26 protein-coding genes are annotated in these 26,897 nt (G+C 46.5%); 9 read left to right on the top strand and 17 right to left on the bottom strand.

Annotated features, from left to right (window positions below):
• Positions 1–1,842, bottom strand: coding sequence for a bifunctional acetyl-CoA hydrolase/transferase family protein/GNAT family N-acetyltransferase (locus tag CWI73_RS09440; RefSeq protein WP_126752563.1), 1,842 nt, complete (start codon positions 1,840–1,842; stop codon positions 1–3).
• A gap of 93 nt (positions 1,843–1,935) precedes the next feature.
• On the opposite strand from CWI73_RS09440, the gene CWI73_RS09435 reads away from it, so the two are divergent.
• Positions 1,936–4,032: a diguanylate cyclase domain-containing protein gene (locus tag CWI73_RS09435; protein WP_126752562.1), complete on the top strand. Its 2,097-nt coding sequence runs from the start codon at positions 1,936–1,938 to the stop codon at positions 4,030–4,032.
• Entirely contained in the window at positions 4,029–5,249 is a 1,221-nt protein-coding gene (locus CWI73_RS09430; protein WP_126752561.1) for an Nramp family divalent metal transporter, read from the top strand. The genes CWI73_RS09435 and CWI73_RS09430 overlap by 4 nt, the downstream gene beginning before the upstream one ends.
• Positions 5,250–5,303: 54 nt before the next feature.
• On the opposite strand, the gene CWI73_RS09425 is transcribed toward CWI73_RS09430, so the two are convergent.
• Entirely contained in the window at positions 5,304–6,302 is a 999-nt protein-coding gene (locus CWI73_RS09425) for a DUF4382 domain-containing protein (RefSeq protein ID WP_126752560.1), read from the bottom strand.
• A 172-nt stretch (positions 6,303–6,474) separates the two neighbouring features.
• On the opposite strand from CWI73_RS09425, the gene CWI73_RS09420 reads away from it, so the two are divergent.
• Positions 6,475–6,840 carry a MaoP family protein gene (locus tag CWI73_RS09420; protein WP_126752559.1) on the top strand — a complete coding sequence of 122 codons (366 nt, stop codon included), beginning with the start codon at positions 6,475–6,477 and terminating at the stop codon, positions 6,838–6,840.
• Here the strand turns inward: CWI73_RS09420 and CWI73_RS09415 are convergent.
• From CWI73_RS09415 to cutA, 12 genes are all read right to left on the bottom strand, one after another.
• Positions 6,837–8,621, bottom strand: coding sequence for a bifunctional diguanylate cyclase/phosphodiesterase (locus CWI73_RS09415; RefSeq protein ID WP_126752558.1), 1,785 nt, complete (start codon positions 8,619–8,621; stop codon positions 6,837–6,839). The two genes, CWI73_RS09420 and CWI73_RS09415, sit on opposite strands and share 4 nt — an antisense overlap.
• Positions 8,622–8,691: 70 nt before the next feature.
• Positions 8,692–9,975: a phosphoribosylamine--glycine ligase gene (gene purD / locus CWI73_RS09410; protein ID WP_126752557.1), complete on the bottom strand. Its 1,284-nt coding sequence runs from the start codon at positions 9,973–9,975 to the stop codon at positions 8,692–8,694.
• An 8-nt stretch (positions 9,976–9,983) separates the two neighbouring features.
• Positions 9,984–10,847: a class I SAM-dependent methyltransferase gene (locus tag CWI73_RS09405; protein WP_126752556.1), complete on the bottom strand. Its 864-nt coding sequence runs from the start codon at positions 10,845–10,847 to the stop codon at positions 9,984–9,986.
• 86 nt (positions 10,848–10,933) lie between these two features.
• On the bottom strand, positions 10,934–12,490 hold the full coding sequence (gene purH / locus CWI73_RS09400) for a bifunctional phosphoribosylaminoimidazolecarboxamide formyltransferase/IMP cyclohydrolase (protein ID WP_126752555.1): 1,557 nt from the start codon (positions 12,488–12,490) through the stop codon (positions 10,934–10,936).
• 71 nt (positions 12,491–12,561) lie between these two features.
• Positions 12,562–12,855: a DNA-binding transcriptional regulator Fis gene (fis, locus tag CWI73_RS09395; protein WP_126752554.1), complete on the bottom strand. Its 294-nt coding sequence runs from the start codon at positions 12,853–12,855 to the stop codon at positions 12,562–12,564.
• A gap of 7 nt (positions 12,856–12,862) precedes the next feature.
• Positions 12,863–13,834: a tRNA dihydrouridine synthase DusB gene (gene dusB, locus CWI73_RS09390; protein ID WP_126752553.1), complete on the bottom strand. Its 972-nt coding sequence runs from the start codon at positions 13,832–13,834 to the stop codon at positions 12,863–12,865.
• A 124-nt stretch (positions 13,835–13,958) separates the two neighbouring features.
• Positions 13,959–14,840 carry a 50S ribosomal protein L11 methyltransferase gene (gene prmA, locus CWI73_RS09385; RefSeq protein ID WP_126752552.1) on the bottom strand — a complete coding sequence of 294 codons (882 nt, stop codon included), beginning with the start codon at positions 14,838–14,840 and terminating at the stop codon, positions 13,959–13,961.
• Positions 14,841–14,844: 4 nt separating this feature from the next.
• Positions 14,845–16,194, bottom strand: coding sequence for an acetyl-CoA carboxylase biotin carboxylase subunit (gene accC, locus CWI73_RS09380; protein WP_126752551.1), 1,350 nt, complete (start codon positions 16,192–16,194; stop codon positions 14,845–14,847).
• Positions 16,195–16,214: 20 nt separating this feature from the next.
• Positions 16,215–16,676, bottom strand: a complete 462-nt coding sequence (gene accB / locus CWI73_RS09375; protein ID WP_126752550.1) for an acetyl-CoA carboxylase biotin carboxyl carrier protein — start codon at positions 16,674–16,676, stop codon at positions 16,215–16,217.
• 8 nt (positions 16,677–16,684) lie between these two features.
• On the bottom strand, positions 16,685–17,149 hold the full coding sequence (gene aroQ, locus CWI73_RS09370) for a type II 3-dehydroquinate dehydratase (RefSeq protein ID WP_126752549.1): 465 nt from the start codon (positions 17,147–17,149) through the stop codon (positions 16,685–16,687).
• A gap of 144 nt (positions 17,150–17,293) precedes the next feature.
• On the bottom strand, positions 17,294–19,003 hold the full coding sequence (locus CWI73_RS09365; RefSeq protein WP_126752548.1) for a protein-disulfide reductase DsbD: 1,710 nt from the start codon (positions 19,001–19,003) through the stop codon (positions 17,294–17,296).
• Complete coding sequence (cutA, locus tag CWI73_RS09360) at positions 19,000–19,311, bottom strand: divalent-cation tolerance protein CutA (protein ID WP_058578397.1); 312 nt, start codon at positions 19,309–19,311, stop codon at positions 19,000–19,002. The genes CWI73_RS09365 and cutA overlap by 4 nt, the downstream gene beginning before the upstream one ends.
• Positions 19,312–19,482: 171 nt before the next feature.
• On the opposite strand from cutA, the gene CWI73_RS09355 reads away from it, so the two are divergent.
• The 3 genes from CWI73_RS09355 (at position 19,483) to CWI73_RS09345 (ending at position 22,087) form a co-directional block, all read left to right on the top strand.
• Complete coding sequence (locus CWI73_RS09355; protein ID WP_053954308.1) at positions 19,483–19,773, top strand: co-chaperone GroES; 291 nt, start codon at positions 19,483–19,485, stop codon at positions 19,771–19,773.
• 51 nt (positions 19,774–19,824) lie between these two features.
• Positions 19,825–21,471, top strand: a complete 1,647-nt coding sequence (gene groL / locus CWI73_RS09350; protein ID WP_126752547.1) for a chaperonin GroEL — start codon at positions 19,825–19,827, stop codon at positions 21,469–21,471.
• A gap of 115 nt (positions 21,472–21,586) precedes the next feature.
• Positions 21,587–22,087, top strand: coding sequence for a DUF3016 domain-containing protein (locus CWI73_RS09345; RefSeq protein WP_126752546.1), 501 nt, complete (start codon positions 21,587–21,589; stop codon positions 22,085–22,087).
• Here the strand turns inward: CWI73_RS09345 and CWI73_RS09340 are convergent.
• Positions 22,084–22,404 (bottom strand): hypothetical protein, encoded by a 321-nt coding sequence (locus tag CWI73_RS09340; RefSeq protein ID WP_053954305.1) that lies wholly within the window; start codon positions 22,402–22,404, stop codon positions 22,084–22,086. The two genes, CWI73_RS09345 and CWI73_RS09340, sit on opposite strands and share 4 nt — an antisense overlap.
• Positions 22,405–22,417: 13 nt before the next feature.
• Positions 22,418–23,440 carry an EF-P beta-lysylation protein EpmB gene (gene epmB / locus CWI73_RS09335; RefSeq protein WP_126752545.1) on the bottom strand — a complete coding sequence of 341 codons (1,023 nt, stop codon included), beginning with the start codon at positions 23,438–23,440 and terminating at the stop codon, positions 22,418–22,420.
• A gap of 106 nt (positions 23,441–23,546) precedes the next feature.
• Between epmB and efp the strand changes: the two genes are divergently transcribed.
• The 3 genes from efp to CWI73_RS09320 all read left to right on the top strand — a co-directional run bounded on the left by efp (position 23,547) and on the right by CWI73_RS09320 (position 25,633).
• Positions 23,547–24,116, top strand: a complete 570-nt coding sequence (efp, locus tag CWI73_RS09330) for an elongation factor P (RefSeq protein ID WP_126752544.1) — start codon at positions 23,547–23,549, stop codon at positions 24,114–24,116.
• Between the two features lie 9 nt (positions 24,117–24,125).
• Positions 24,126–25,097 carry an EF-P lysine aminoacylase EpmA gene (gene epmA, locus CWI73_RS09325; RefSeq protein WP_126752543.1) on the top strand — a complete coding sequence of 324 codons (972 nt, stop codon included), beginning with the start codon at positions 24,126–24,128 and terminating at the stop codon, positions 25,095–25,097.
• A 140-nt stretch (positions 25,098–25,237) separates the two neighbouring features.
• Positions 25,238–25,633, top strand: a complete 396-nt coding sequence (locus tag CWI73_RS09320; RefSeq protein WP_126752542.1) for a MerC domain-containing protein — start codon at positions 25,238–25,240, stop codon at positions 25,631–25,633.
• 2 nt (positions 25,634–25,635) lie between these two features.
• Here CWI73_RS09320 and trmA read toward each other — a convergent pair whose 3' ends face one another.
• Positions 25,636–26,739, bottom strand: coding sequence for a tRNA (uridine(54)-C5)-methyltransferase TrmA (trmA, locus tag CWI73_RS09315; protein ID WP_126752541.1), 1,104 nt, complete (start codon positions 26,737–26,739; stop codon positions 25,636–25,638).
• Positions 26,740–26,897: the final 158 nt, after the last annotated feature.

The raw sequence follows: 26,897 nt of genomic DNA, 5'->3' as shown, positions 1-26,897 counted from the left end.
TTATTCACTGCCTTCTTTAAGGTCGAGTTTGAGCAAGACTTCACCCGGCTCTTCACTGGGCAAGCGTTTGAAGCCGCCCCGTTCAAACACACTTAACATGGGTTTATTGGCGGCTAACACGTAGGCTTGCATACTGTCCAGGCCGCGCTCCCGGGCTATGCGGATCATTTCATCTAAGAGCTTGCCGGCCATGCCCCGGCCCTGGTATTTCTCGCGGGTCACAAAAGCGACCTCACAACTATTTTGCGACTCGATGTAGTAGTAACGCCCAACCGCCTGAATCTGAACCGCAGAGCCTTTCTGGTGAACAATACAAAGTGCTAAGTCTTTAGATTGGTCAACACTGACTAAGTTACAAGACTTTTCACGACTCATGCTAGTGGGCACGGCGTTGTAGCGCAATTGCAGCGTTTCTTTAGTGTGCGAGTAGAAAAATTCCTGCAGGCGACGCTCGTCAGATGGGTATAACGGGCGCAGATCGAAATTTTCGCCGTTGATTTTCAGCTTTTTAAAGCCAATGTCGCCAAGTTCCGGCACATCAACCGGCGTTTGCTGCTGATAATGTGGCACCCAGTAATGTTTACGAACTTCCTGCAATAAGTGACTACGGAACTTAGGGTGCGCCACGCGGATAAGCTCAAGTGCCCGCTCGCGGATGCTTTTACCGCGCAATGAAGCAACTCCAAACTCTGTGACTACGTAATGCACGTGCCCTCGTGTTGTTACTACGCCAGCCCCTTCTCTTATAAATGGGACAATACGGGATACTTTGCCGTCGTTTGTGGTTGAGGGAAGAGCGATAACCGGTTTACCACCTTTACTTAAGGAAGCTCCTCGACTGAAGTCCACCTGTCCGCCTATACCGCTATAAAATTGGTGTCCAATAGAGTCCGACACGATTTGTCCGGTTAAATCGACCTCAATAGCGCTGTTTATCGCCACTAACTTATCGTTACGTGCGACATTAGCGGGGGAGTTGACGTATTCACTCGGATAAAAGCCTACGTGGGGGTTGTGATCGACAAAGTCGTATAAGGCTTTTGACCCCATGCAGAAACTCGTCACAATTTTATTCGGGTGAAAGGTTTTCTTGCGATTATTAATGACGCCTTTCAGCATCAAATGCATGACATCGTCGGTAATCAGTTCGCTATGAATGCCTAAATCTTTATGATTACTTAGGTATCTCAAAGCGGCTGCACAAATATTGCCAATACCCACCTGTAAGGTTGCGCCGTCTTCAACCAGCAAGGAAATATATTGACCAATACGCTCAATAATTTTGCTGTTGTCGTGTTCTGGAGGCGCCAGCTCCGGCAATGGTGACGAATGTTCCCAAAAGTAGTCAATTTGATTTTCGTGTAAAAACGACTGTCCGTAAGTGACAGGCATTTGCGGGTTAACCTGGGCTATCACGGTTTTTGCCGATTTGGCTGCAGCCGCCACCACATCAACTGATACGCCCATTGAGTGATAGCCATACTTATCGCCCGGAGCAACCATAATCAACGCTGCATCCAGTGGCAAAATCCCATTATTGAACAGGTTGGGTATGTCTGAAATAAAGCTTGGCGTGTAATCAGCCCGGCCTTCGTTAACAGCTTTGCGAATTGTACCGCCACCGATAAAAAAGGTATTTACCTTAAAAAGTTGCTGATATTGTGGCTCTGCCCATTTGTTATCGGACAGCGTCATAAGCTGCACAATTTCAATATCGTGCAGATCTTTTGAGTTCTCTATCAGGTCGTCAATTAAGGCAGTTGGCACGGCAGCATGAGAGCCGATAAATATGCGTTGCCCCGATTTTAAAACGTTTGACCAATTAATTTTTGTTTCTGCCATAACATCCGTTTTATCGCAGATGTATATTTTGTGCAATGGTTAAAATTCGGGTAAACTCGGCGATTAATTTATAACCGAAACGATGTCGCACCCATGCATAAAAAGAACAATAAATGGGCTCAGTTTGGGGCTGCCTTGTCATTATTGCTGCTCCTTAGCTTTGCGGTTAAGGCAAACCAGGCGCCCATTGAGAATATCAACGGAGTGCCGGTTGATATAGCGATGGAAAAGCAGCTCGACAAGTATCTTACTACTAGCGGTGAAGAAGGCGTCGACCCCAAAGCTTTGCTTTTTGGCGTTATCGAAAAAATTTCTAGCGAAACTCCTGTCGCGACTCGTGCCAGAGCATTGAGTTATGAAGCTTATTGGCACTATTATGAAGAAAATAAAGAACTTGCCTTTGAAACACTGGATAAATTATTTGCCCTTGCTGACAGTACTGAAATTGCCGATGTCAAAGTTGAAGCGCTGGCAACCCAGTTAGAGTTACTGCAGTACGAAGGCAAGTATGGTGAAGCATTCCTACTACTTAGTGACATTGAGATTCACCTTGCCAATGCACGAATGCCCCGGTTGCGTTACTTCGCTCATAACCGTATTTCTCGTGTTTATGCGGACTGGAACCGCTACGATGATGCCTTGCGCCACCTGCTTTCAGCTCAGGAAGCTGTGAATGAAACCAACAACGAAAGAACGCCTATTCGCCAGCAATACTTGGACTACTCTATCGCTATTATTCAGTCTGAGTTGAAAAACTGGGAGGGTTCGCTGACCACCATTAATAAAGCGATAGAGCATGCTAAAACCCATAATTTAGAATATGACTTACCAAAGTTTTATCTTCATAAGTCTTATGTAGAAGCAGGCATGGGCGATAGGGATGCCTCACTAAACTCGTTAAGTGCAGCTTATGACGAAGCTAAGGAAAAAGAATTCACATATTTATTGCCGACGATTTTAAATAATTTCGGTGACCACTATATGTATGAAGAGGACTGGGAAAAAGCCCGCAGTCATTTATTGGAAGCTCTGGAGCTTGCTGAAGAAGTTGAAGATGTCTGGATGGCTCAGACCATACATTTTAATTTAGGGTTTGTTGAGGTGCATCAAGGTAATACTGAAGCCGGTCTGCAGGAAATGAGAAAAGCAATTCAGTATTACCGTGATGAAGGAAGAAAAACCGAAGTAGAAGCTATGCTTGGAGAGCTTGCTGAAGCTTATGAGTTTGCGGGGCAGTACCAAAAACAGGCGGAAACATTAAAAGAACAAATGGAACTATCCGAAGAGCTTTACCAAAGTGACCAACAAAAGAATTTAGCAAACTTGCAACAGCTTTATGAGAGTAAGGACAAAGAGCAGCAAATTGAGTTGCTGGAACGCCAAAACCGCTTGAAAGAGCAGTTACTGGAAATTAATAAACAACGGAATATGATTTGGCTGTTGTTGGGGGTTGTCGCTCTATTCTCTGCTATCTTTGTGTTTATTATGTACCGCAAGGCTCAGAAAGCAAACTTGCGATTAAAGGCAGCGAACAGCCTGTTGGCCGATCAATCGCTGAAAGACCCTCTGACAGGTTTGTGGAATAGGCGCGCACTGCAAAAGGAAATGGATGAACGCCAAAAACACGGTGAGCGACGTGATGCTGCGATCCAGTCGGATGGCTTGATTTTGCTAGACCTCGATTTTTTCAAACGTATAAATGATAAGTATGGTCATGCAGCCGGAGACGCGGTGCTAGCTGAGGTCAGTCGACGCCTGCAGATGATCTGTCGAGACAGCGACAAGCTAATACGCTGGGGCGGGGAGGAGTTTCTATTCTTGGTTCGCAATGTCGATGATGAAAACCTAAAAGAGCTGAGTGAGCGCATACTGAATGAACTGGCTAAAAAGCCTGTTAGGTATGAAGGTTATGAAATTCCAGTGACAACCACGATTGGTTTTATTCGCTTACCATTCTCAGGTGTTTCAGAGAAACAAATGGATTGGGAGAAAGTACTTCAGGTTGCTGATATGGCGTTGTATATGGGCAAAGCGCATGGACGTAACCGTGCTTGTGGGGTTACTGAGTTGCATGTGTCGTATGAAGAAGCCCAGGCAATACTGGAAACCGACTTATCTGAGGCATTAAGTAATAAATGGATCTCTATGGAAACCATTGAGGGTCCTGAAGCGCCTCAAGACCCCTCATGAAGCTGTCTCAGTTTGGTCCCGGTGCACTAGTTGCTGCTGCTTTCATAGGGCCGGGAACTGTTGTTACAGCGTCGCTAGCCGGTGCGAATTATGGCTATGCTTTGTTATGGGGTTTAGTTTTTTCTGTTTCCGCTTGTCTCATCTTGCAAGAAATGTCTGCTCGCATCGGGTTAGTGACTCAAGCTGGGCTGGGCGAGAATATCCGAAATAATCTAACCTCCGGCTGGCTGCGGTGGTTAGCTCTTTTGCTTATTTTCAGTGCAATAGCCATTGGCAACAGCGTTTATCAAGGCGGAAACTTATCTGGTGCGAGTTTAGGAGCTTATGAACTGCTAGGTCCTGTGCCATTCGTTGATAAATGGTTAAGCAATGCCTGGGCAGTGGTTATTGGTGTTGTGGCCTTTCTGGTACTTTGGTCGGGTAATGCTCGGGTTATTGAGAAGTCGTTAATTGCCATGGTGCTCCTTATGAGTATCGCATTTCTAGGTACGTTCTTTTTGACCGATCCTGACTGGACTGGCGTATTTAACGGTATTTTTGTGCTCAGCATGCCTTCGGGAGCGACGCTTACTGTGGTTGCGCTCATTGGCACAACGGTTGTGCCTTATAATATCTTTCTTCATGCCTCCAGCATTTCTAAAAAATGGCAGTCAACCAGTGATTTGCCAGCAGTTCGCCGCGATTTATTTGTTTCCATTCCATTAGGCGGCTTAATATCCATGGCAATTGTGGCGACTGCCGCATCGGCGTTTTTTGGTCACCAAATTACAATTTCCAGTGCTGCCGATTTAGCTGTATCTTTAGAGCCATTGTTTGGCAACGCGGCAACGTACTTAATGGCAATGGGTCTGTTTGCTGCCGGTATATCGTCAGCGACTACGGCTCCTCTAGCCAGCGCCTATGCCCTCAACGGTATAATGGGGTGGTCGGTGAGTTTAAAGAGCCGCGCCTTTAGAGCGGTATGGTTGACTATTTTAGTGTTGGGCGTAGCTATTTCCAGCCTTGGCATAGAGCCTGTCACCGTTATTTGGTTTGCGCAGGTGGCGAACGGCATTTTGCTGCCTGTTATTGTGGGCTTTTTATGGTGGTTGAGTTGGGGAAGTTTGTTGGGTCAGAATCGCAATTCCTGGTGGCAAAACCTGTTAGCGGCAATGGTGTTCATTATTTCAATTGTGCTGAGTGTCAGAAGTTTAGGCTCAGCATTCGGAGCTTTTTAGCTCTCTAAAATAAGAAAAAGGCAGCGTCCCTGCTGCCTAAAACTGTGAAACGAGTTATTCGCTTGCGGCACCAACGAACTCGAGTTCTACTGGCTCACTTGATGCTTCAATGGTGACATTTTCAGTGAGGAAAAACTCTATGTCATCATCTGCTTCTGGGTCATCCGCATCATTACAAGTTAACGCAGCGGTGTACTCGCCGGTCGCAATGAAACCCATCGTAAAGTCATAGGTATCAACCCCATCAAAATAAACGGCTGTGCTCGCGTACGGCTCATTCTCTTCGCTACCGCCGTTATCGGCTAACGCTGACGCTTCTAAGTCGCTGCCTTCATAAAGGTAAACGTAAGCAACTGGCTGCGATTCATCTTCGGGTGCGACAGTGCAGGCTTCATTAAACAGCAGAGCCCCTTCCGCTACCGTGCCTTTCAAGTGACCAACAGCTGAGTTATCAACTAAGCGAACGCCGCGAGGCTTGAGAATATAGTGTTCTTGACCGACAGGGTTGGTCATGGCGTGGCGCAAATCAAACTCAACGGTGAAGTTAAGGTTACCGCCTGCATCAGCGATGAACCCATCGAGTTTAAGTTCATTGGACGGCACCTGGACAGGCACTTGCTCAGCCTCTCCATCACCATTCGTGTCAGTCATAATGTACGAACCGTCGGCCATTACCAGTCTGAGCTGTCCATATTGACCGGCTTCAATTTCCGCATTTTCGAGAAATACCATCGACTCGTTACCCGTAAATTCAAGTAAGTCGATACCTATAGTATTGGGAATTGGGTTACCTTCACCGTCGAGGCAAAGATCATTCTCTTCAGGTGCTTCTAAATCATCGCCAACAGTAAATGTCTGCGTTCCATTACCGTTTCCAGTGAGCTCCACGGCATTAAAGCAGGCAACCACGGACTCTGCGTTATCGACAGGCGCGTCACTCACTCCTAAAGTGAACTGAGCGGTATCCGGTGTGGTCGGGTCATCATCTGAACCGCCACAAGCGGCTAGCGTTACTGTCGCTAAAGCTAACGTAGTGTAAGCAAATAAACGCATGAGCATTCCTCCTTATGAGTTAACTCCTGTTATTTATAGGCACTACAGCACTTATTTAAAACGCGTTTTACAAACATTTTCATTGACAAATCGTCGGTATAGCTCTATATCGTTTTTGTCGTAAATAACGACAGGCTTTTTGTTCGGTTTTAGTCTGTAGGAAGGGCTTATCATGACCACTATTACCCGAGAGTTATTATTGAAGAAACCGTTTAACGATTTCAGAAACTACCCTTATGGCTTTGCCCGTTCGGGCGATTTTTCTATTCGCGAAAGCGACGCACTCACACACTATGGCTGTTTAATTACCGCCATGCTTAATGGAGAGTTTAAACCGACTTTTCAAGAGGACATCGACTTACTGACTGCTGCAAAAGGCGAGCAAGCGCCTGTTACCCCGGTTGAAAAAGCTTGGGCCAAATATCAAGCGCGAATTCACCGCCCTAAAGTCGCCAGTATGTATGGCAAAGGTAAGTTTGCAGATGACTCATTAGGTTCTTCTTCAGACACAGAAGACGATTTGATTGTCGAAGATTAAGAATGTGAACTAACAAGCTTTAAGCGTCTGGGGGCTTGGCGGTGGCAAAGGTAACAATGGCTGCCGCCAAAACGCTTTGCTTCTTTCTTGGCCTCGGTTGCTAGTAAGGCAACGTCATGGTGCGACTCACAAAGTTTAGCGTCTGGGCTGACCACTCCAACGGCAATGCTCAATAAAGAAAAGAATGTTGGGTGACCCTCTCGGTTAACTGCCTTAATGCCTCCAAGCTCTATATGTTCCTCTTGATAAAACTGAATGATATCCCTATCAAACAGCTCAATAACGTTTTTACAGCTGTTTTCAACGAGATCTGCATTTCCCGCTGAGTGATCAAATATTACAACAAAGTCATCACCACCAATATGACCGACAAAGTTACTGCCCCCTGTAAGGCGTTTCTGCAGTAGCTGAGCAACCCACTTGATCACTTGATCACCTTGCTCGTAGCCATAAATATCGTTATAGGGCTTGAAGTGGTTTAAATCGAAGTAGGCGACACTAAATGGGGTTTGAGCTTTCAACTTTTCGTTGATAACCCGATTTATAGCTACATTACCGGGCAATTGAGTTAAGGGATTGGCATGTCGGGCATCATTAATTTTCAGCTCAGTTATTTTCCGCAGTAAGCTCTTTATAGAAGCTACGCCGTAATATCTGTTATTGCGAGTGACGATAATATGTTGATAGACATCGATTTCTTCGTGCTCAGTGATTAACTGACTGACGTCTTCTAACGATGCTCGCCAATCTACAGCTATCGGTTCTTTTTCCATAATATGCACAACGTGCTTGCTGGCATTTAAGGCATGCCCATAAGAGCCGGAAAAACGCTCTAACAGTTTTTCTCTGCGAAGCACGCCTACCACTTGCTGGTATCGGGTGACCGGAAGTAACGACAATGAGGCATTCTTGGTAAAACGGTTGAGTGCCTCTAGTGCCGGTTCATCATCAGCAATAGTTTCCAGTGAATTAACAACGCTGGCGATAGTTTCGTGGTAGCTGCTTTTAGTAGGCTGATATGTATTTAAAAGGGATGTGTTCACATCTCTCGCAGGCAACTTGGCAGGCCTACCGAACAGATAGCCCTGGCAGTGCTTAATGCCTAATGCGTGAAGCTGTTCAAGCTCATCTTTGGTTTCAATACCCTCAGCAATAACCTTAGTTCTTATGTTCTTTGCCAACGACAAAATACTTTGAACAAACTCTCTTTTAACTGATGATTCGTGAATATCCTGAATGAAGTAGCGGTCAATCTTAACGTAATCGGGATGCAGTTCAGACCATAGCTTTAGACCAGAGTAGCCAGCACCTAAGTCGTCAATGGCGATCATAAAGCCTAACTGACGATAATGAATAATAGCTTCTTTTAGGTTCTCGGTATCTTCTATCGGGTAGCGTTCGGAAATTTCTATAACAATTTGGTGAGGATCGAGCCCCAGTTGTTGTGACAGTCGTAATGTTGAACCATGAGGGTGAGAGTCATCTTTTAAAACGTTGGGGTTTACGTTTAAAAACAGTTTGCCGGTCATACCTCGGCGCTGAAACTCTTTTATCGCGGCGTAACGACAGGCAAGCTCAAGCTCTGAAAGTAAATCGCTTTCGTGAGCAACCGAGAACAGTTTATCGGGAAACTCCAGAACATGGCCTTTAGGCCCCCTAATAAGGGATTCATGACCAATCACACAACCGCGGGTAGTATCAACAACGGGCTGAAAGAGGGGATACAATTGTTGATTATCAATGAGTGAAATGAGTGCCCGGCGGTTATCGCTCGTTGACATAAAGCCTCCTGTCATAAACACCACGGATGATAAGTCCGTTTTATGACGATGTTATGACAGGAAGTGGGTTTTAACCTTCGCGTTTAATCGCTCTGTGGGCAATATCTGTGCGGAAATAGACATTGTCCCAGCTTATACGGTTAACTAAATCATAAGCCAGTTGTTGGGCTTCGGTTACGTTACCACCTAAGGCCGTACAGCAAAGGACTCGACCACCGCTGGTAACAACGTTTCCGCTTTCCATTTTAGTGCCTGCGTGAAAAACCTTTTGGTTCTCCAGCTCAGTGTCTGGTAAACCGTGAATAACGTCGCCTTTATGGTAGCTTTCAGGGTAACCACCTGCGGCCATAACCACGCCTACCGCAGCGCGCTCATCGAACTCGATAGGTGCCTGGTTTAAGTTACCGTCGACTGCCTGCAGGCATAGTTCGACTAAATCTGACTTCAGCCGCATCATAATTGGCTGTGTTTCCGGGTCTCCAAAACGGCAGTTATATTCGAGGACTTTAGCGGTTCCGTCGTCGGCAATCATTAAGCCGGCGTATAGAAAGCCTTTATAAGGAGCTCCTTCAGCAGCCATTCCGTCAACAGTCGGTTTAATAACATGACGCATTACCCAGTCATGAATAGCCGGAGAAACGACCGGCGCTGGAGAATAGGCGCCCATACCACCGGTGTTCGGGCCGGTATCGCCATTGTCACGAGCTTTATGATCCTGACTTGATGCAAAGGGTATTGCGCGTTCACCGTCAACCATCACAATAAATGACGCTTCTTCGCCTTTTAAAAACTCTTCAATGACCACGCGGTGACCTGCGTCACCAAAGCGGTTGCCTGCCAGCATATCGTCTATCGCTGCGTTAGCTTGCTCCAGGGTTTCAGCGATAATAACGCCTTTACCGGCTGCTAAGCCGTCTGCTTTGATGACAATAGGCACGCCTTTTTCAGCAACATAAGCTTTTGCAGAGTCTACGTCTGTGAAGTTTTGGTAGTCGGCGGTTGGAATCTCGTGGCGTTGCAGAAAATCCTTACTGAAGGCTTTAGATCCTTCCAGCTGAGCGGCTTTAGCTGTAGGACCAAAAGCGGCTAAGCCAGCCTCAGTAAATTTGTCGACAATGCCCGCGACAAGAGGTGCTTCAGGGCCAACAATGGTCAGTCCGATGTTTTCCTGTTTGGCAAAGTGAAGCAGGCCGTCGATGTCTTCGGCCGCAATATCAACGTTTGTGAGGTTTGGCTCACGTTCAGTTCCTGCATTGCCAGGAGCTACGAACACACAGTCTACTTGTGAGGACTGTGATGCTTTCCACGCCAGTGCGTGTTCACGGCCTCCGCCGCCAACAACCAAAACTTTCATGAGTATCCTTATTCTACGGGTTTTCTAAACTTCAGTGTGAATCGGTCGCTCTCACCGATAGCTTTATAAATTTCAGCGTCATCACCATCTTCTACATTGAGTGTTGGAGGTAAGTTCCAAACACCGTTAGGATGGTCCGCTGTATCTTTCGGGTTTGCATTAATTTCACTGCTTTCGACAAGCTCAAAGCCAGCCTGTTCAGCAAGATCGATGACCCAGGTTTCTTTGATATAGCCGCTGTTTTCCATCGCGCTGTCATCGGCACTTTCAGGCAATCGATGGTCGACCACCCCTAAAATGCCGTCAGGAATTAGCGCTTGGTGGAACTGACGAAAAGCGCTGAGTACAGCTTCTTCGCCGCCGCTCATATACCAGTTGTGTAAATTACGGAAGGTCAGTATGCGATCAGCGCTGTTTGGTGGTGCAATATCAGTTTCCAGTGGTGTCAAAGGGGCAAACTGAGTCAGCTCAACATCGCCAAACACAGCTTCGCTGGTGAGGCGTTCTTTAAATTTATTAAGTGAGCGCTGGTAATAGTCGCTTTGTGTGTCTTCGGGGAAGTGAGCTGCGTAAAATGTCCCTTCTTCGGCAAGGTATGGCGCCAGAATTTCGCTGTAATAACCGCCGCCCGGCCATATTTCCACAACCGTCATGGATGGTTCAAGTTCGAAAAACTCTAGAGTTTCTTTAGGGTGGCGGAACTGATCACGCTCAACATACGCGGGCGTACGATCATCATGATTGACCGCTTGTTCCAACGTTATTGAAGCTCCCTGCTCGGTGCTCGCTGGTGCGGATGACTTAGGGCCGCTATCACAAGCCGACAAAGCTAACAGCGATACCATAGATAATGCGATTGCAGAATATTTCATAAACCTGCCTCTTCGTTTTTATAAGTGTTTGTAAAGATTAGCCCCGAATCGTCGGGGCGGCAAATAACATCACTTATCACTACGCATTAATGGCGGAAATGGCGCATTCCGGTAAAGACCATCGCAATACCATGTTCGTCTGCGGCCGCTATAATTTCGTCGTCGCGAATAGACCCACCGGGTTGAATAATGGCTTTAATGCCTGCTTCAGCGGCAGCATCGATTCCGTCCCGGAATGGGAAGAATGCATCGGATGCCATAACCGACCCTTCAACCTGCAGGCCTTCGTCAGCTGCTTTAATACCGGCAATTTTTGCGCTGTATACGCGACTCATTTGCCCTGCGCCAACACCAATAGTCATGCCGTCTTTGGCATACACAATAGCATTCGATTTAACGAATTTGGCTACTTTCCAGCAGAACATTAAGTCAGTCATTTGTTCTTCGGTTGGCTGAACCTTGCTAACGACTTTCAACTCGTCTTCGTTAAAGTCTTGTGTGTCGGTATCTTGTACCAATAATCCGCCGGTGACTCGCTTATAGTCGAGCTGAGTGCCAGAGTCAGCCCACTGACCACACTCGAGCAAACGTACGTTTTTCTTACCGGAGACGGCTTTTTTCGCGGCATCGCTAACGCTTGGCGCAATAATAACTTCGACAAACTGGCGCTCAACAATTGCCGTTGCTGTCGCTTCATCCAGTTCGCGGTTAAACGCAATGATGCCACCAAAAGCTGAGGTCGGGTCGGTTTTAAAGGCTCTATCGTAAGCTTGGGTAATAGACTCGCCAATGGCAACTCCGCATGGGTTAGCGTGTTTTACAATGACGCACGCAGGCTCTGCGAAACTTTTCACACATTCCAACGCTGCGTCGGTATCGGCAATGTTATTAAAAGACAGTGCTTTGCCTTGCAGCTGCTCTGCCGTAGACACGTTACCTTTAGGCGCATTACGCTCAGTGTAGAACGCCGCCGATTGATGCGAGTTTTCACCGTAGCGCAAGTCTTGTTTCTTAGATACTTGCAAGTTCAAGGTGCGCGCAAAGTCATTGTCGCTGAGCTGCTGGCCTAAGTAGTTTGCTATCATACCGTCGTATTGGGCTGTGTGTTCAAACGCAGCAACCGCGAGATCAAAACGGGTGTTGTAGCTGACACTACCGCTGTCATTAATCTCATTTAAAACACGGTCATAGTCAGACGCATTAACTACTATAGTGACATCTTTATGGTTTTTCGCTGCCGCGCGAACCATGGTTGGACCGCCAATATCGATGTTCTCTATCGCGTCTTCTAAAGTACAACCTTCCTTCGCTACCGTTTCGGCAAATGGATACAGGTTCACAACGACCATGTCGATAGGCGCAATGTTTTGCTCTTGCATAACGTCCTGATCAATGTCTCGTCGACCTAAAATGCCGCCATGAACTTTCGGGTGCAGCGTTTTCACACGACCGCCCATAATTTCCGTTTGACCTGTATGCTCAGATACATCAATAACGGTTAAGCCAGAGTCGCGCAAAAGTTTAGCAGTGCCACCTGTAGAGAGAATTTCAATATTTTTCGCTGCTAACGCCTGAGCAAACTCAACGATGCCTGTTTTATCTGAAACACTGATTAACGCGCGTTGGATAGGACGGTTTTCCATGGTTTTGCCTTTCTGTTCTAAGTTACTTTTTCAGCCATAAAAAAGGCGCCAAAAGGCGCCCAAAAATCGTATTAGTTCATGCCGTATTTTTTCAGCTTTTTGCGTAAGGTGCCGCGGTTAATGCCTAGCATGGTCGCGGCGCGGGTTTGATTACCCCGGGTGTAAGTCATGACCTCTTCAAGTAATGGTGCCTCTACTTCTGAAAGCACCAGTTCATACAGCTCTTCTGGATCCTGACCGTCAAGCTGGCGCAGAAAGCTGTGCAGTGCTTGTTTTACGGAGTCACGCAGCGGCTTAGGTTGAGCGTTATTTCCGATAGTGGTCAGGGGAGATACATTCTCACGATTAAGGTTTTGATCAAACATAATACGCTTATCTCTTCTCTACAGTGACAAAATAATCTTCAAGTGCCTGGAGTTGCTCGCTGGCGTCTTCCAGGCGATTAAATACTTGCCGGAATTCATCGTTGCTGGCTTGTTCTTTCAAGTACCAACCAACATGTTTTCTGGCTATTCGAACACCTTGAAAGCTGCCGTAAAATTGGTGCAGCTGTTCAACGTGGTTAATCGTTGTTTCCGCGACTTCCGTTATTGACGGTGGCGCTAACTCTTCACCGGTTTCCAGAAAATGGCTTATTTCCCTGAATAACCAAGGGTTTCCTTGCGCACCACGACCAATCATTATGGCGTCAGCGCCGGTATAAGCTAAAACCTCCTGGGCTTGCTGTGGTGTGCGAATATCACCATTAGCAATGACAGGGATTGAAACTGCTTCCTTTACCGCTCGTATGGTGTCGTATTCGGCTTCGCCTTTGTACATACAGGCTCTTGTTCGACCATGCACTGCGAGCGATTGAATACCACAACGTTCGGCAATTTTGGCTATTTCAATGCCATTCTTATTATCCCGATCCCAGCCTGTACGGGTTTTTAACGTGACCGGAACATCGACAGCTGAAACCACGGCTGTCAGTATCTCTTCAACAAGCTCCGGGTATTGCATCAGCGCAGAGCCTGCCATTTTTTTATTCACTTTCTTCGCTGGGCAGCCCATATTGATGTCAATAATTTGAGCACCCATATCGACATTCACTTTGGCCGCTTCTGCCATTAAAGAAGGCTCGGAGCCTGCAATTTGCACGGCGCGAATACCTAACTCACCCGAGTGGTCCATGCGTTGCCTGGACTTCCCGGTTTTCCACACTTTCGGGTTACTGGACAGCATTTCAGACACTGTCAAACCTGCCCCTTTGCTGTAACACAGCTGACGAAAGGGCTGATCAGTAACTCCTGCCATGGGAGCTAGAATGACCTGATTGTCGAGTTGATATGGACCAATCCGCATCGGTTAAAAACTACTCAGCGAAAGGGGAGAGAATTTTATGGAATTTGCGCAATAAAGAAAAGGCTATTTATTACGCAATTTGAGTCTTTTTTTAACTTTTTACTATTGACAAAGCGAACGCTTGTTAACCAACTCGAGTGCCGCTGAGCATTGCCCAGTCGCCGTCTATGACGGGCGCGTCGAATTTTATGTCAGGCTGGTAGGCTTGCATTACATCGCTGACTTGACGTTCCAAAATTCCTGAAAGTACGAGCTGCCCCCCCGGTTTAACGAACGCCAGTATGGTATCCGATAACTCTCTGAGAGGTCCGGCAAGTACATTAGCAAGAACCAGATCGACCTGGATTTGCGGTTGCTCACTTGGCAGGAATACGTCGAATTTGCTGCTGACACCGTTACGTTCGGCATTATCCTTGGTCGCAATGAGCGCCTGTTGATCGATATCGATACCAATGGCGTGCTTAGCGTCAAATAGCAACGCTGCGATGCCTAAAATGCCGGAGCCACAGCCAAAGTCTAAGGTGGTCTTGCCTTTTGGTGGGTTCGCATCAAGCCATCTCAGGCACATAGCCGTCGTTGGGTGCGTGCCGGTACCAAAGGCCATGCCTGGGTCAAGCAAGATATTGACAGCCGATGGGTCAGGAATATCACGCCAACTTGGACAAATCCAAAGGCGTTCGCCAAATTGGATAGGGTGGAAGTTATCCATCCACTCACGTTCCCAGTCTTTGTCTTCAAGCGCATCGGTTTTGTATTGAAGCGGTGTCGGTAAAATCGACGACTTTTCCAAGTTAGTGACAACCGACTTAATATCAGCCTCAGCGTCAAACAGCCCCGTTACTAGAGTGTTTTGCCATAATGTCACTTCGCCCGGTCTGGGTTCAAAAATAGGCGTGTCGGCGCCATCACGGTAGGTGACCGCTTGAGCGCCGTTACCCATGAGCATGTCGCCGACACGCGGCGCATGCTCTTCACTACTGGAAAGGGTGAGTTGTATCCAGGCCATCCTATTAATGACCACCCATACCGAGCTTTTTCTCTAAGTAGTGAATGTTGGTACCACCATGCTGGAAGTTCTCATCCGCCATGATGCTTTTTTGCAGAGGTACGTTGGTTTTAATGTTCTCAATAATCAGCTCATTTAACGCATTGCGCATACGTGCGATAGCGATATCGCGGTTTTCACCGTAGGTAATGAGCTTACCAATCATTGAGTCATAATTAGGTGGCACTTTGTAGTCTGCATAAACATGAGAGTCCCAGCGCACACCAAAGCCGCCCGGAGGGTGGAACCGGGTGATTTGTCCTGGCGACGGGACAAAGGTGTCAGGATCTTCCGCGTTAATGCGGCATTCTACGGCATGTCCACGAATAACAACGTCTTCCTGGCTGATAGAAAGCTGTCGGCCAGCAGCAATGCGCAGCTGCTCTTTAATAAGGTCGATACCGGTAACCATTTCGGTGACTGGGTGCTCCACCTGAATACGGGTGTTCATTTCAATGAAGTAGAACTCGCCGTTTTCATATAAGAACTCAAAGGTACCAGCACCGCGATAGCCAATTTCTATACAGGCCTTGGCACAGCGCTCACCAATGAACTTACGCATTTCTGGCGTAATACCTGGGGCTGGCGCTTCTTCGACCACTTTCTGGTGGCGACGCTGCATAGAGCAGTCTCGCTCGCCTAAATGAATAGCGTTGCCCTGGCCATCGGCGAGAACCTGAACCTCTACGTGGCGAGGGTTTTCCAGGAACTTCTCCATATAAACAACGGGGTTCCCGAAAGCGGCTCTTGCTTCATTCTGCGTCATACTAATGGCGCTCAGTAACTCGCTTTCTTGACGCACAACGCGCATCCCGCGGCCACCGCCGCCGCCTGCCGCTTTAATAATAATTGGGTAACCAATGCGCTTGGCGAGTTTAATATTGCGTTCATTGTCATCGTCCAGAGGGCCGTCTGACCCCGGAACGCAAGGAACGCCTGCTTTTTTCATCGCTTTAATTGCCGAGACCTTATCGCCCATCAGGCGGATAACGTCTGCTGTTGGTCCCACGAAAACGAAACCTGATTGTTCAACTTGCTCAGCGAAGTCTGCGTTCTCAGCCAGAAAGCCGTAACCTGGGTGAATCGCCGCTGCGTCAGTAATTTCAGCAGCGCTAATAATTCTGGGTATGTTCAAATAGCTTTCATTCGCTGGGGCTTTACCAATACAAATGGCTTCATCAGCAAGTAGTACGTGCTTTAAATTTCTGTCGGCCGTCGAGTGAACCGCAACCGTTTTAATGCCAAGCTCTTTGCAAGCTCGCAGTATTCTCAGTGCAATTTCGCCACGGTTGGCTATGACCACTTTATCTAACATGACAAATTCCTGCGGTTACTTTATTCGATAACAAATAGTGGCTGATCAAACTCAACTGGCTCTTCGTTTTCGACCAGAATTTGCTTCACAACACCGGACTTGTCCGCTTCAATTTGGTTCATCATTTTCATTGCTTCAACGATGCACAGCGTGTCGCCAGCGTTGACTTGTGAACCCACAGTGACAAATGGCTTAGCATCAGGTGAAGGGGCTTCGTAGAACGTTCCCACCATGGGTGAGCGAACGATATGACCGGATATTTCTTCACTAGGCGCTTCAGCACTGTCGGCAGCCGCTGGTGCTGACTGAGCTTGAGGCGCAGCCTGAGGTGCCGGTTGCGGAGCATACTGAACGGGCGCTGGTGCCGCCTGAGCGCTGTATCGGTTAATACGGACCGACTCTTCACCCTCGGTGATTTCTAACTCAGCCACGCCTGACTCTTCAACCAGTTCAATCAATTTCTTAATTTTACGAATGTCCATGCTAACGCTTACCTTTCAATGTCGTTGTTATTTAAGTGCTGTAAAGCGGCCTTCAAAGCGTACTCATAACCTGAAGGTCCTAAGCCGCAAATAACGCCGGTTGCGGCGTCCGCTAAATACGAGTGATGCCGGAATGACTCACGGCGATAAATATTGGAAATGTGTACTTCAATAAATGGAATAGCAGAGGCTAATAGTGCATCTCTTATTGCAACGCTGGTGTGAGCGTAAGCCGCAGGGTTGATGATGATGTAATCAACGTCAGATTCTGCTGCTTGCTGTATCCAGTCAATAAGTTGGTGTTCGGCGTTTGATTGCTTAAAGGTCAGCTCCGCCTCTTCTGCTTTGGCGATACTGTTCAAGTCCTGCTGAATATCGGAGAGCGTTTTATGACCATAAATCGAGGGCTCCCGCGAACCTAGCAGGTTAAGATTTGGGCCATTTAGCACTAATATATGAGAAGGTTTCGCCATTATGCCGCCATCTGCTTCGAAATCACTGAAAACTAACTATTGTAGACAGCAACTTCTAATGTGAGTTCTTATTTTCCGTATTATAGGCAAAAATGACAGGAATGCAGCACTTTACTGGTCTTATCAGAGCATTTAGGCGCTAAATTACTCATTTAACATGTTTTCAAGGTGCTTTTTAAAGTCTTCAGCGTTTTTAAAGCCAGTTACTCGGTACATTTTTTGTTCTTCACCCTTGGGTGAAAAGAACAAAATGGTTGGCAGACCCAGTACTTTGTAGTGATTCAGTATAGCGATGTCCTGCTGGTTATTGGCAGTAACGTCAGCTTGTATCAAGTGCATGCTTTCAAAGTGCTTTTGTACGCTCGCGTCAGAAAATGTGTACTGCTCAAACTCCTTGCAGGCAACACACCAGTCCGCGTATAAATCCAGCATGACCCATTCATCGCTCTGCGTTATCTCACGCTGAATGTCTTCAAGAGTACTCACTTGCTTAAATAAGCCATGACTTTGCTGCTCTAACTGCGCTTTATTCACTTGCCAGTAAACCCCAATGGTAGCCAGGCTCGATAAAACGATTAATGAAATAACGGTCGATTTCACTGAGGTAATTCGACTAATGGCGGCAATTAACGCACCGGCGGCAATCACAAAGTAGAATATCCATAGCCACATACTTATATGGGTTGGTAGTAAACGCTCGATTAAGAACAGTGTGACAGCAAGCAGTAACCAGCCAAAAACCTGTTTCACGACGGTCATCCAGGCGCCAGCTTTAGGTAGCAGCTTACCGCCGCTGAGACCGAACAGAATAAGGGGCACACCCATACCTAAACTTAATGCATAGAGTATTGCCGCTCCGTTAACGATATCGCCTGATTGTGCAATAAAGAGTAAAGCGCCGGAAAGAGGTGCCGTTGTGCAGGGAGAGGCTACTAATCCGGAGATGGCGCCGATAATGAATACACCTAAGGGGCTACCTCCTTTTTGTTGACCGCTAAACTGCTGCAGTCGAGACTGCCAGCTAATGGGAAGTTGTAAGGTAAACACACCAAACATACTTAACGCGAACGCGGTGAACAATACTGCTAAAACAATGAGAACCGCTGGGTGCTGAAAATAGGCTTGGTATTGCATCCCTGCGAGCGCAACGACCAGGCCTAATAACGAATAGGTGATAGCCATACCTTGCACATAAATAAAGGAAAGCCATAACGTATTACGCCAGGTGCGCTGACGGTTTCCCAGTACAACGCCCGACAGAATCGGATACATAGGGAAGACACAAGGGGTAAATGCTAAACCTATACCCAAGGCAAAAAACAGAAGAAGAGTCACCACAAGTGACTGCTCGTCAATACCAAACAAGGAATCATTAGAGCTTGTTCCGTTTACCGGACTAGCGTCAGCTTCGGTGCTAACGTCAAGCGTTATGGTTTTCTGGGTCGGTGGGTAGCATAGCCCCGCATCAGCACAGCCCTGATACTGAATGGTAATTTGTTGGCCGGAGTAGTCTTCGCTTAGTTCGAAGGTAAGCTCTACATACTCTCGGTAAATAAAAGACTCGCCGAAAAATTCGTCGTGGTGAGACTCTGCTTCAGGGATGTTTAACTCATTGGCTACGGCGTTCTTTGGAACTACCGAAAAGCGGTGTTGATACAAATAGTAGTCTGGTGCAATTAACCAACTGATGGTTACCGTTTTGCCATCAACGTCGCTGCTAAAGTCAAAGGCTTCGTCGACCGGTAAAAACTCTTGGTTATTACTGGCAAACGGACTTTGTGTCGCGGTAGCGGGTAATGTAGCTGCGACTATCAACAATAAGGTTAGAGCGGCTTGAAACAGCGATTTTATCATTTGACGGTATCCTGAACCCATTGCAGATAATCGGGTAAGCCGTCGGTAACATCGACACTGATAAGCTCTGGTGAATCGTACGGGTGTATCTTCATTATTGCTTCTTTGAGAGCCTCAGACATGTCGCCAGTGGTCTTAATAAGTAGCAGCCATTCTTGATCGTGCTGAATTTCGTTATCCCAATGATACACCGAGGTAATGCCCGGGATAATATTAACGCAGGCGGCCAATTGCTGTTCCACAATCGATGCGGCTAACTCATTAGCGGACGACTGACTATCGGTTGTGCAATAGAAGAGTTTGACCATGGAAACACCTATATCATTGCGTTATTCAGTTAAGCAGCAAAATTACCATAAAAAATTTTTATCTGCCCCCTTGATAAGCCAAAAATTTCCCCCATTTATTGGGCACGAACTTTTTTAAACGCCCCTAAGGGGTATTAACCACTAACAACATAGGTTGAGGAGTTATCACCAATGAAACTTCGTCCTTTACACGATCGAGTCATTATTAAACGCATCGAAGTCGAAGCTAAATCGGCAGGCGGCATTGTTCTGACTGGTTCTGCGGCAGAAAAATCTACACGCGGTGAAGTCGTCGCTGTAGGTAATGGCCGTATTTTGGATAACGGTGAAGTGCGTGCGCTGGACGTAAAAGCCGGCGACAAGGTTCTGTTCAACGAAGGTTACGGTGTCAAAACCGAGAAAATCGACGGTGAAGAGTACCTGATCATGAGCGAAAGCGACATTTTGGCTATCGAAGAATAAGCCAAACCCTAACGCATAAATCGTTAAACCCTATTTAAGAGGAAAGCAAAAATGGCAGCTAAAGAAGTTAAGTTTGGTAATACAGCGCGTCAAAAAATGCTGAAAGGCGTCAATGTACTGGCTGACGCAGTAAAAGTAACCTTAGGTCCTAAAGGTCGTAATGTTGTTTTAGATAAGTCATTCGGTGCGCCGAACATCACTAAAGATGGTGTGTCCGTTGCAAAAGAAATCGAGCTGGAAGACAAGTTCGAAAACATGGGCGCACAGATGGTTAAAGAAGTTGCGTCTAAAGCAAACGACGAAGCTGGTGACGGTACAACTACTGCGACCGTATTAGCGCAAGCTATCGTAAACGAAGGCTTGAAAGCTGTTGCGGCGGGTATGAATCCAATGGATTTAAAACGCGGTATCGACAAAGCGGTTATCGCTGCTGTTGAAGAGTTGAAGAAAATTTCTCAACCATGTGCCGACAGCAAAGCGATTGCGCAGGTTGGTACTATTTCGGCAAACGCTGACGAAACTATCGGTCAAATCATCGCCGAAGCAATGGACAAAGTAGGTCAGGAAGGCGTTATCACTGTTGAAGAAGGTCAGGCGCTGACTGATGAGCTGGACGTTGTTGAAGGTATGCAATTCGACCGTGGTTACCTGTCTCCTTACTTCATTAACAATCAGGAAAGCGGTTCAGTTGAACTGGATAACCCATTCATCCTGTTGGTAGATAAGAAAATCTCTAATATCCGCGAATTACTGCCGGTATTAGAAGGTGTTTCTAAAGCAGGTAAACCATTGCTGATCATCGCTGAAGATGTTGAAGGCGAAGCCTTGGCGACATTGGTTGTGAACAACATGCGTGGCATTGTTAAAGTTGCTGCCGTTAAGGCGCCTGGTTTTGGTGACCGTCGTAAAGCAATGCTGCAGGACATCGCAGTATTGACAGGTGGTACTGTTGTTTCTGAAGAAATCGGCATGGAGTTGGAGAAAACTCAGCTGGAAGATTTAGGCACAGCGAAACGTGTGGTTATCACTAAAGATAACACCACTGTTGTTGATGGTAATGGCGATGACGCTGCTATTGAAGGCCGTGTAACGCAAATCAAACAGCAAATGGAAGAAACCACTTCTGACTACGATCGCGAAAAACTGCAAGAACGTCTGGCTAAGTTAGCTGGTGGTGTTGCAGTCATTAAAGTAGGTGCTGCGACCGAAGTTGAGATGAAAGAGAAGAAAGCACGCGTTGAAGACGCTCTGCACGCTACCCGTGCTGCGGTTGAAGAAGGCGTAGTTCCAGGTGGTGGTGTTGCACTGGTTCGTGCAGCGAGCAAGCTGGGCGACCTACGTGGCGACAACGAAGAGCAGAACGTTGGTATTCGTTTAGCATTACGTGCAATGGAAGCGCCACTGCGTCAAATCGCAACTAACGCTGGTGCAGAAGCTTCTGTTGTTGCTAACAACGTTCGTGACGGCGAAGGAAACTACGGTTACAACGCGGGTAACGATACGTACGGCGATATGCTGGAAATGGGTATTTTGGATCCAACCAAAGTGACTCGTTCAGCACTGCAGTTTGCTTCTTCAGTAGGTGCGTTAATGATTACCACAGAAGCTATGATTGCTGACATCCCACAAGATGACAACGCTGGCGGAATGCCTGGCGGCGACATGGGTGGCATGGGCGGAATGGGCGGCATGATGTAATGCGCGCATAAACGCCTAAAAAGGGAGCCAGTGTTGGCTCCCTTTTTTTATGGAATTTTTTCATCATTGCGCACTCTAACGCTATATAGATAAAACGTATGATGGAGGAACAAGCATGCGTATTCGTAGTTTAGTGGTATTAATGGCTATCTCCTTTAGTGCTTTTTCCTTTGCTGGAGAAGCCGAAGTGAAATGGGAAGGTGTTGATAAATATACTGACTTTAAACCGGCTAACAGCAACGAAGAGCGTTATCAGGAAAAAGTGAAAGAGCAGTTGACTGAGCATATTCATCATCTGGCGGGTAAGCTACCAGAGGGGCAGAAGCTGACTATTGTCGTAACCGATGTCGACTTAACAGGTCGTCTGGAGCCTACGTTTGGACGCTCAACCTCAAATTATGTGCGAATTGTTCGTGAAATAGACTTTCCACGCATCAGCTTTAATTATCAGCTAACGGACAGTAGCGGTGAAGTGATAAAAGAAGGCCAGGAGAAGCTAAAGAACATGGGCTTTAACTATGACAGCCTGGCTTCGGTAAAACGTCGCGACGATTTGTATTTTGAAAAAGAAATGTTGACCCGTTGGTTCGATGAAACCTTGGGCGAAAAGAGTTAACCGGCCTGGCGAATACTTTTAAGTCGCGCCAGAGTTTCCGTCATAAGCTGCAGTTGCTGAACGAGTAGCTGCAGCAGCTCTTCATCACTTTGGTTTTGTTTCCAGGCTTCAAAGTTCTCAGTTATTTCATTTAAGTAAGGCTGAAACTTATTGCCCTTACTTTTGAAAATTGTCTGCTCGGCAAACACTCCCTGGAACTTGGCTTTACCCTGTTGACGCATATCATCTAGATATTGATCGGCATCGACGACCTGTCTATAGAGAACTTGCAGGTGCTCTTGAATTTTTTGTTCAACACTGTCAAAGCTGTCGCTCATGAATCATCCTTCATTATGTTGTTAAGCCATCGGGCATTATGGCAGTTTTACTGGGTTTGCGAGCTTGCTCCCGAACAAGCTTAGGAACTAAAAAGCCGGGTAATTGTTGCGTCATTTCCAGCCAAAGCTGCTGCGCTGCGCTGTCATCGACTTCAAAGTGACTGGCGCCTTCTACTTTATCCAGCTGGTGCAGATAATAGGGTAACACGTTTGCTCGAAAGAGCGTTTCACTCAGGTGGCACAGGGCATCCGAACTATCGTTAACTCCTCTTAGCAAAACGCTTTGATTCAGCAGGTGTATGCCAGCGTTATGCCACTTCTTTAAAGCGGCGGACAAATCATTAGAAATCTCGTTCGCGTGATTCGCGTGTATTATTAACACGACTTGTAATCGACTTTTGGTTAAAGACGTTAATAGCCGGTCAGTCAGTCTCGACGGAATAACAACGGGCAGCCGGCTGTGAATGCGTAAACGAGTCAGCTGAGGTAAAGCTTCCAGCTCCTGCACGAGTTTATGCAGCCTCTCGTCTTTCGCCATCAATGGGTCACCGCCACTTAAAATCACCTCGTTAACTTCTGGGTTCTGTTTTATGTAATCTAGAGTTTCATCGATTTGCCGCTGACTAATGGTCAATTCGTCATAGGGAAAGTGTCGGCGAAAACAATATCGGCAATTAACAGCGCATCCGCCTTGCAGGATTAATAGAACGCGTCCGTGATATTTATGCAGCAGCCCATTAGCTGGTGAACTTTGCTCGTCAAGCGGGTCTTTGTGAAACCCTGGTTCGACTCTAAACTCGTCCGCTAGAGGAAGTACTTGCCGCAGCAGAGGGTCATTAGGGTCGCCAATGTTCATTTGTTGAACGAAGGGGCGTGGTACTCGCATGGAGAATAGTTGCCGAGCTTTAATATCGTCGGCGTACGCGCTGGTGTCCAGCTGCAAAGCCGAGAGTAAGTCTTCAGGTCGGGTGTATGACTTCTTTAATTCGTAGAGCCAGTCAGCTCGTGGACTGATGGACACAGAATTTTCGGTCATGCGACCTCCCTATACTCAACAAAGTTCGTATTTTACCTGAAAATAAAGTCATTTTGTTTTATTATTGCGCGCAAATAATGATGGTTTAAGCAAGGAAAATGTCGTTATGGCAAATTACAGTACAAGTGAATTCAAAGGTGGTTTAAAAATCATGCAAGATGGCGAGCCATGCTCGATCATCGAAAACGAAATGGTTAAACCGGGGAAAGGCCAAGCATTTAACCGCGTGAAAATCCGGAAATTAATTAGCGGAAAAGTGGTAGAAAAAACCTTTAAATCGGGCGAGTCGGTTGAGGGTGCTGACGTTATCGAGCTTGAGTTGTCTTATTTATATAACGACGGTGAGTTCTGGTACTTCATGAACAATGAGACGTTTGAGCAGGTGCCTGCTGACGCTAAGGCTGTTGGCGACGCGGAAAAATGGTTGGTTGAACAGGACGTTTGCACATTGATTTTATGGGAAGGAAAGCCGATCAGTGTACAGCCACCAAACTTTGTTGAACTGGAAGTTACCGAAACAGATCCGGGCTTAAAAGGCGATACCGCAGGAACTGGAGGCAAACCAGCAACGTTAAGCACTGGCGCTGTAGTTCGAGTACCGCTTTTCGTACAAATTGGTGAAGTGATTAAAGTGGATACACGTTCAGGCGAATACGTTTCACGCGTTCAAAAGTAAGTCCGCACTATGAACTGGCGCCCTGATGCAAGTTGGAGCATGCTGCAACAGCGGGCTGACCTATTTAAGTCAGTGCGCCAGTTTTTTGAAAATCGTGGTGTGACTGAAGTCGATACCCACTTACTTTCCCAGTATGGTGTTACTGACGTCCATCTAAAAAACCTGTCTACCGATTTTAGTCAGCCTCTTCCGTCTGGTACAAACACCCTCTATTTACAAACCTCTCCTGAATTTGCAATGAAGCGGCTTGTCGCAGCTTACCAACAAGACATTTATCAGCTCAGTCATGTGGTTCGGGACGATGAAGTTGGTCGGTATCATAATCCTGAGTTTACTTTACTCGAGTGGTACCGTATTGGCTTTGACGATAACGCGCTTATTAATGAAGTCTCTCAGTTGTTGTCGGAAACCTGCGGCGCTCCGCCAATCGTTGAGCGTAGCTACCAACAGTGTTTTCTGGAAACGCTAAAGTTGGATCCTTTGACGCCGGATGGCATTGAGGGCATAAGACAACAGTTAGAGAGCGTTCCTGCGCTGACTGACTGGATGCAAAAAGAAACCGATGCGTCCACTATATTACAAGTAGTTTTCTCGGAGTTTATTGAACCAACTTTTACTAAAAACGTGCCGCAATGTGTAACGCACTTTCCTGTAGAACAAGCTGCACTAGCTCGAGTGGATGAGTCTGACCCACGAGTCGCAAAACGGTTTGAGGTTTATTATCAAGGTGTCGAGCTTGCCAATGGGTATCACGAATTGACCGATGCTGTTGAGCAGACAAGGCGCTTTCAAGACGACAACCGACACCGAGTGACAAACAAGCAGCCGCAAATGGCGGCGGACAAGCGACTAATTTCAGCTTTGGAATCCGGTTTACCCGACTGTGCCGGTGTCGCTTTAGGCTTCGATAGGCTGCTAATGATAAAATCTGGCGCTCAGCACATTAGCGAAGTGCTTCCTTTCACTATTAATAACGCCTAAAACCCACCAACAATTCTGTCTTAAATCAAAATTTAGATGATCTGTCTTGGATAATGAACGCGTATGTTATAATATAACACGTCAGTTAGGTGATGAGTTCAATAACTCATTCAGTAAGAAAGAGTAAGGCAGAACGTTTTATGCAGGCCAATACGCCCAAAAACTTAGATAAAGCAGGAATTTGGATTACTACATTATGTGCTATCCATTGCTTGCTGCTGCCTCTTATTCTGCCATTGCTAGCAATGGCAGGTTTAGCATTCATTGGTGAAGATACATTAGAAAACGCAATTCTTGGATTAAGTGTACTGATTGGGCTTTGGTCATTAGTCAGTGGTGCTCGCAAACACGGTAACTGGAATTTGTTAACACTGCTACTGTTAGGGGCGGCTATTTACTCACAACGAGACGTGCTTGGTCATTGGGGCGAACCCGTCATTATTCTATTTGGCGCAGGCTTGATCGTATACGCTCACGTTTCAAACTTACGCCTTATTAAAAAGTTGGCTTTTACTTCCTCTCAGCAACCTTTGTAAAGCTAGTCAGCTTTAGCCTCTAGTACGACCCCTGTTTCTACATGATCAGTATATGGAAATTGATCAAACATAGCGGCGGCAGTAATTTCATGAGTTTCCGTTAAATAATCTAAGTTCTCTGCTAACGTATCCGGGTTGCAGGAAATGTAGATAATTCTGGAATAAGCCGACACCATTTTCAGTGTTTCAGCATCAAGCCCGGCGCGAGGCGGATCAACCAACACGGTTTTGCAGTCAAAGCTTTTAATGTCAGCCTCATCAGCGCGACGAGATGACCGCTCACCATTTAGTGCTTCAGTAAACTCTTCAGCAGACATACGAACAATAGTGACGTTTTCAATGTTATTCAGCTCAGCACTTCTCCGGGCAGACGTTACCGAGCTTTTACTAATTTCCGTGGCTAAGACTCGCTGGAAGTTTTCTGCTAAAGGTAGGGTGAAGTTGCCGTTACCGCAGTACAGCTCCAATAAGTCATGAGTATTTTGTCCGATATGCTGTTTGACCCAGCCAATCATTGCTTCGTTAATTTTTGCGTTGGGCTGGGTAAAGCTATTTTCGGTTTGAATCGATTGGTAGGTTTTATTTCCGACGTGGATATGCTCGACAACACTGTCGTCAAACAAAACCCGTTTTTGCTTTCGAGCACGACCAATAATATTAATGTCTGCCAACTCTTTAAACTCTTCACGTAAAGTTGTGGCTTCCTTTTCCCATTCGTCATCCAGGGCGCGATGATAAAGCAAAGAGATAACAGCTTGATTCGTTGTTGTCGTAAGAAAATCGACTTGAAAAAGCTTGTTCCTGAGTACTGGATTAGGTTTTAGCTTTTCTATTAGTTGTTTCATTAAGCGGTTAATTAACTCGCTACCCGGTAAAAATTCGTCCATACGGATTTTTTCCCGCGTTTCCGGGTTGAACATGATGTAATAAAGATCATCGCCCTCATGCCAAACACGAAACTCAGCACGCATACGGTAGTGCTTTTGGGGGGACTCGAAAGTATTCAGTTGTTGTACCCCAAATTTCGACAACTTCTTTATTAAGCTTTCTTCTTTGCTTCGGAACTGCTCTGGGTAGTTTGCTGTATCAATCTTTTTGTAGGTCATAGTATCCGCTGTTGCGTAAGTTTCGTTTATTCCCCTATTTTACGCACCGAAACTATTAACTACCAAGTTTTGCTCAGATTTAACGCATAAAATGTTAAGTTCTGATCACATTTGAACGAATACTGAACGGTCGAGAGAAAAACAGTTAAAAAGGCATA

Origin of the sequence: Idiomarina piscisalsi (genome assembly GCF_003987095.1) — a bacterium.
Lineage (GTDB): Bacteria > Pseudomonadota > Gammaproteobacteria > Enterobacterales > Alteromonadaceae > Idiomarina > Idiomarina piscisalsi.
The sequence above is the reverse complement of the archived record's forward strand: the minus strand, read 5'-3'. Positions and strand labels throughout refer to the sequence as shown.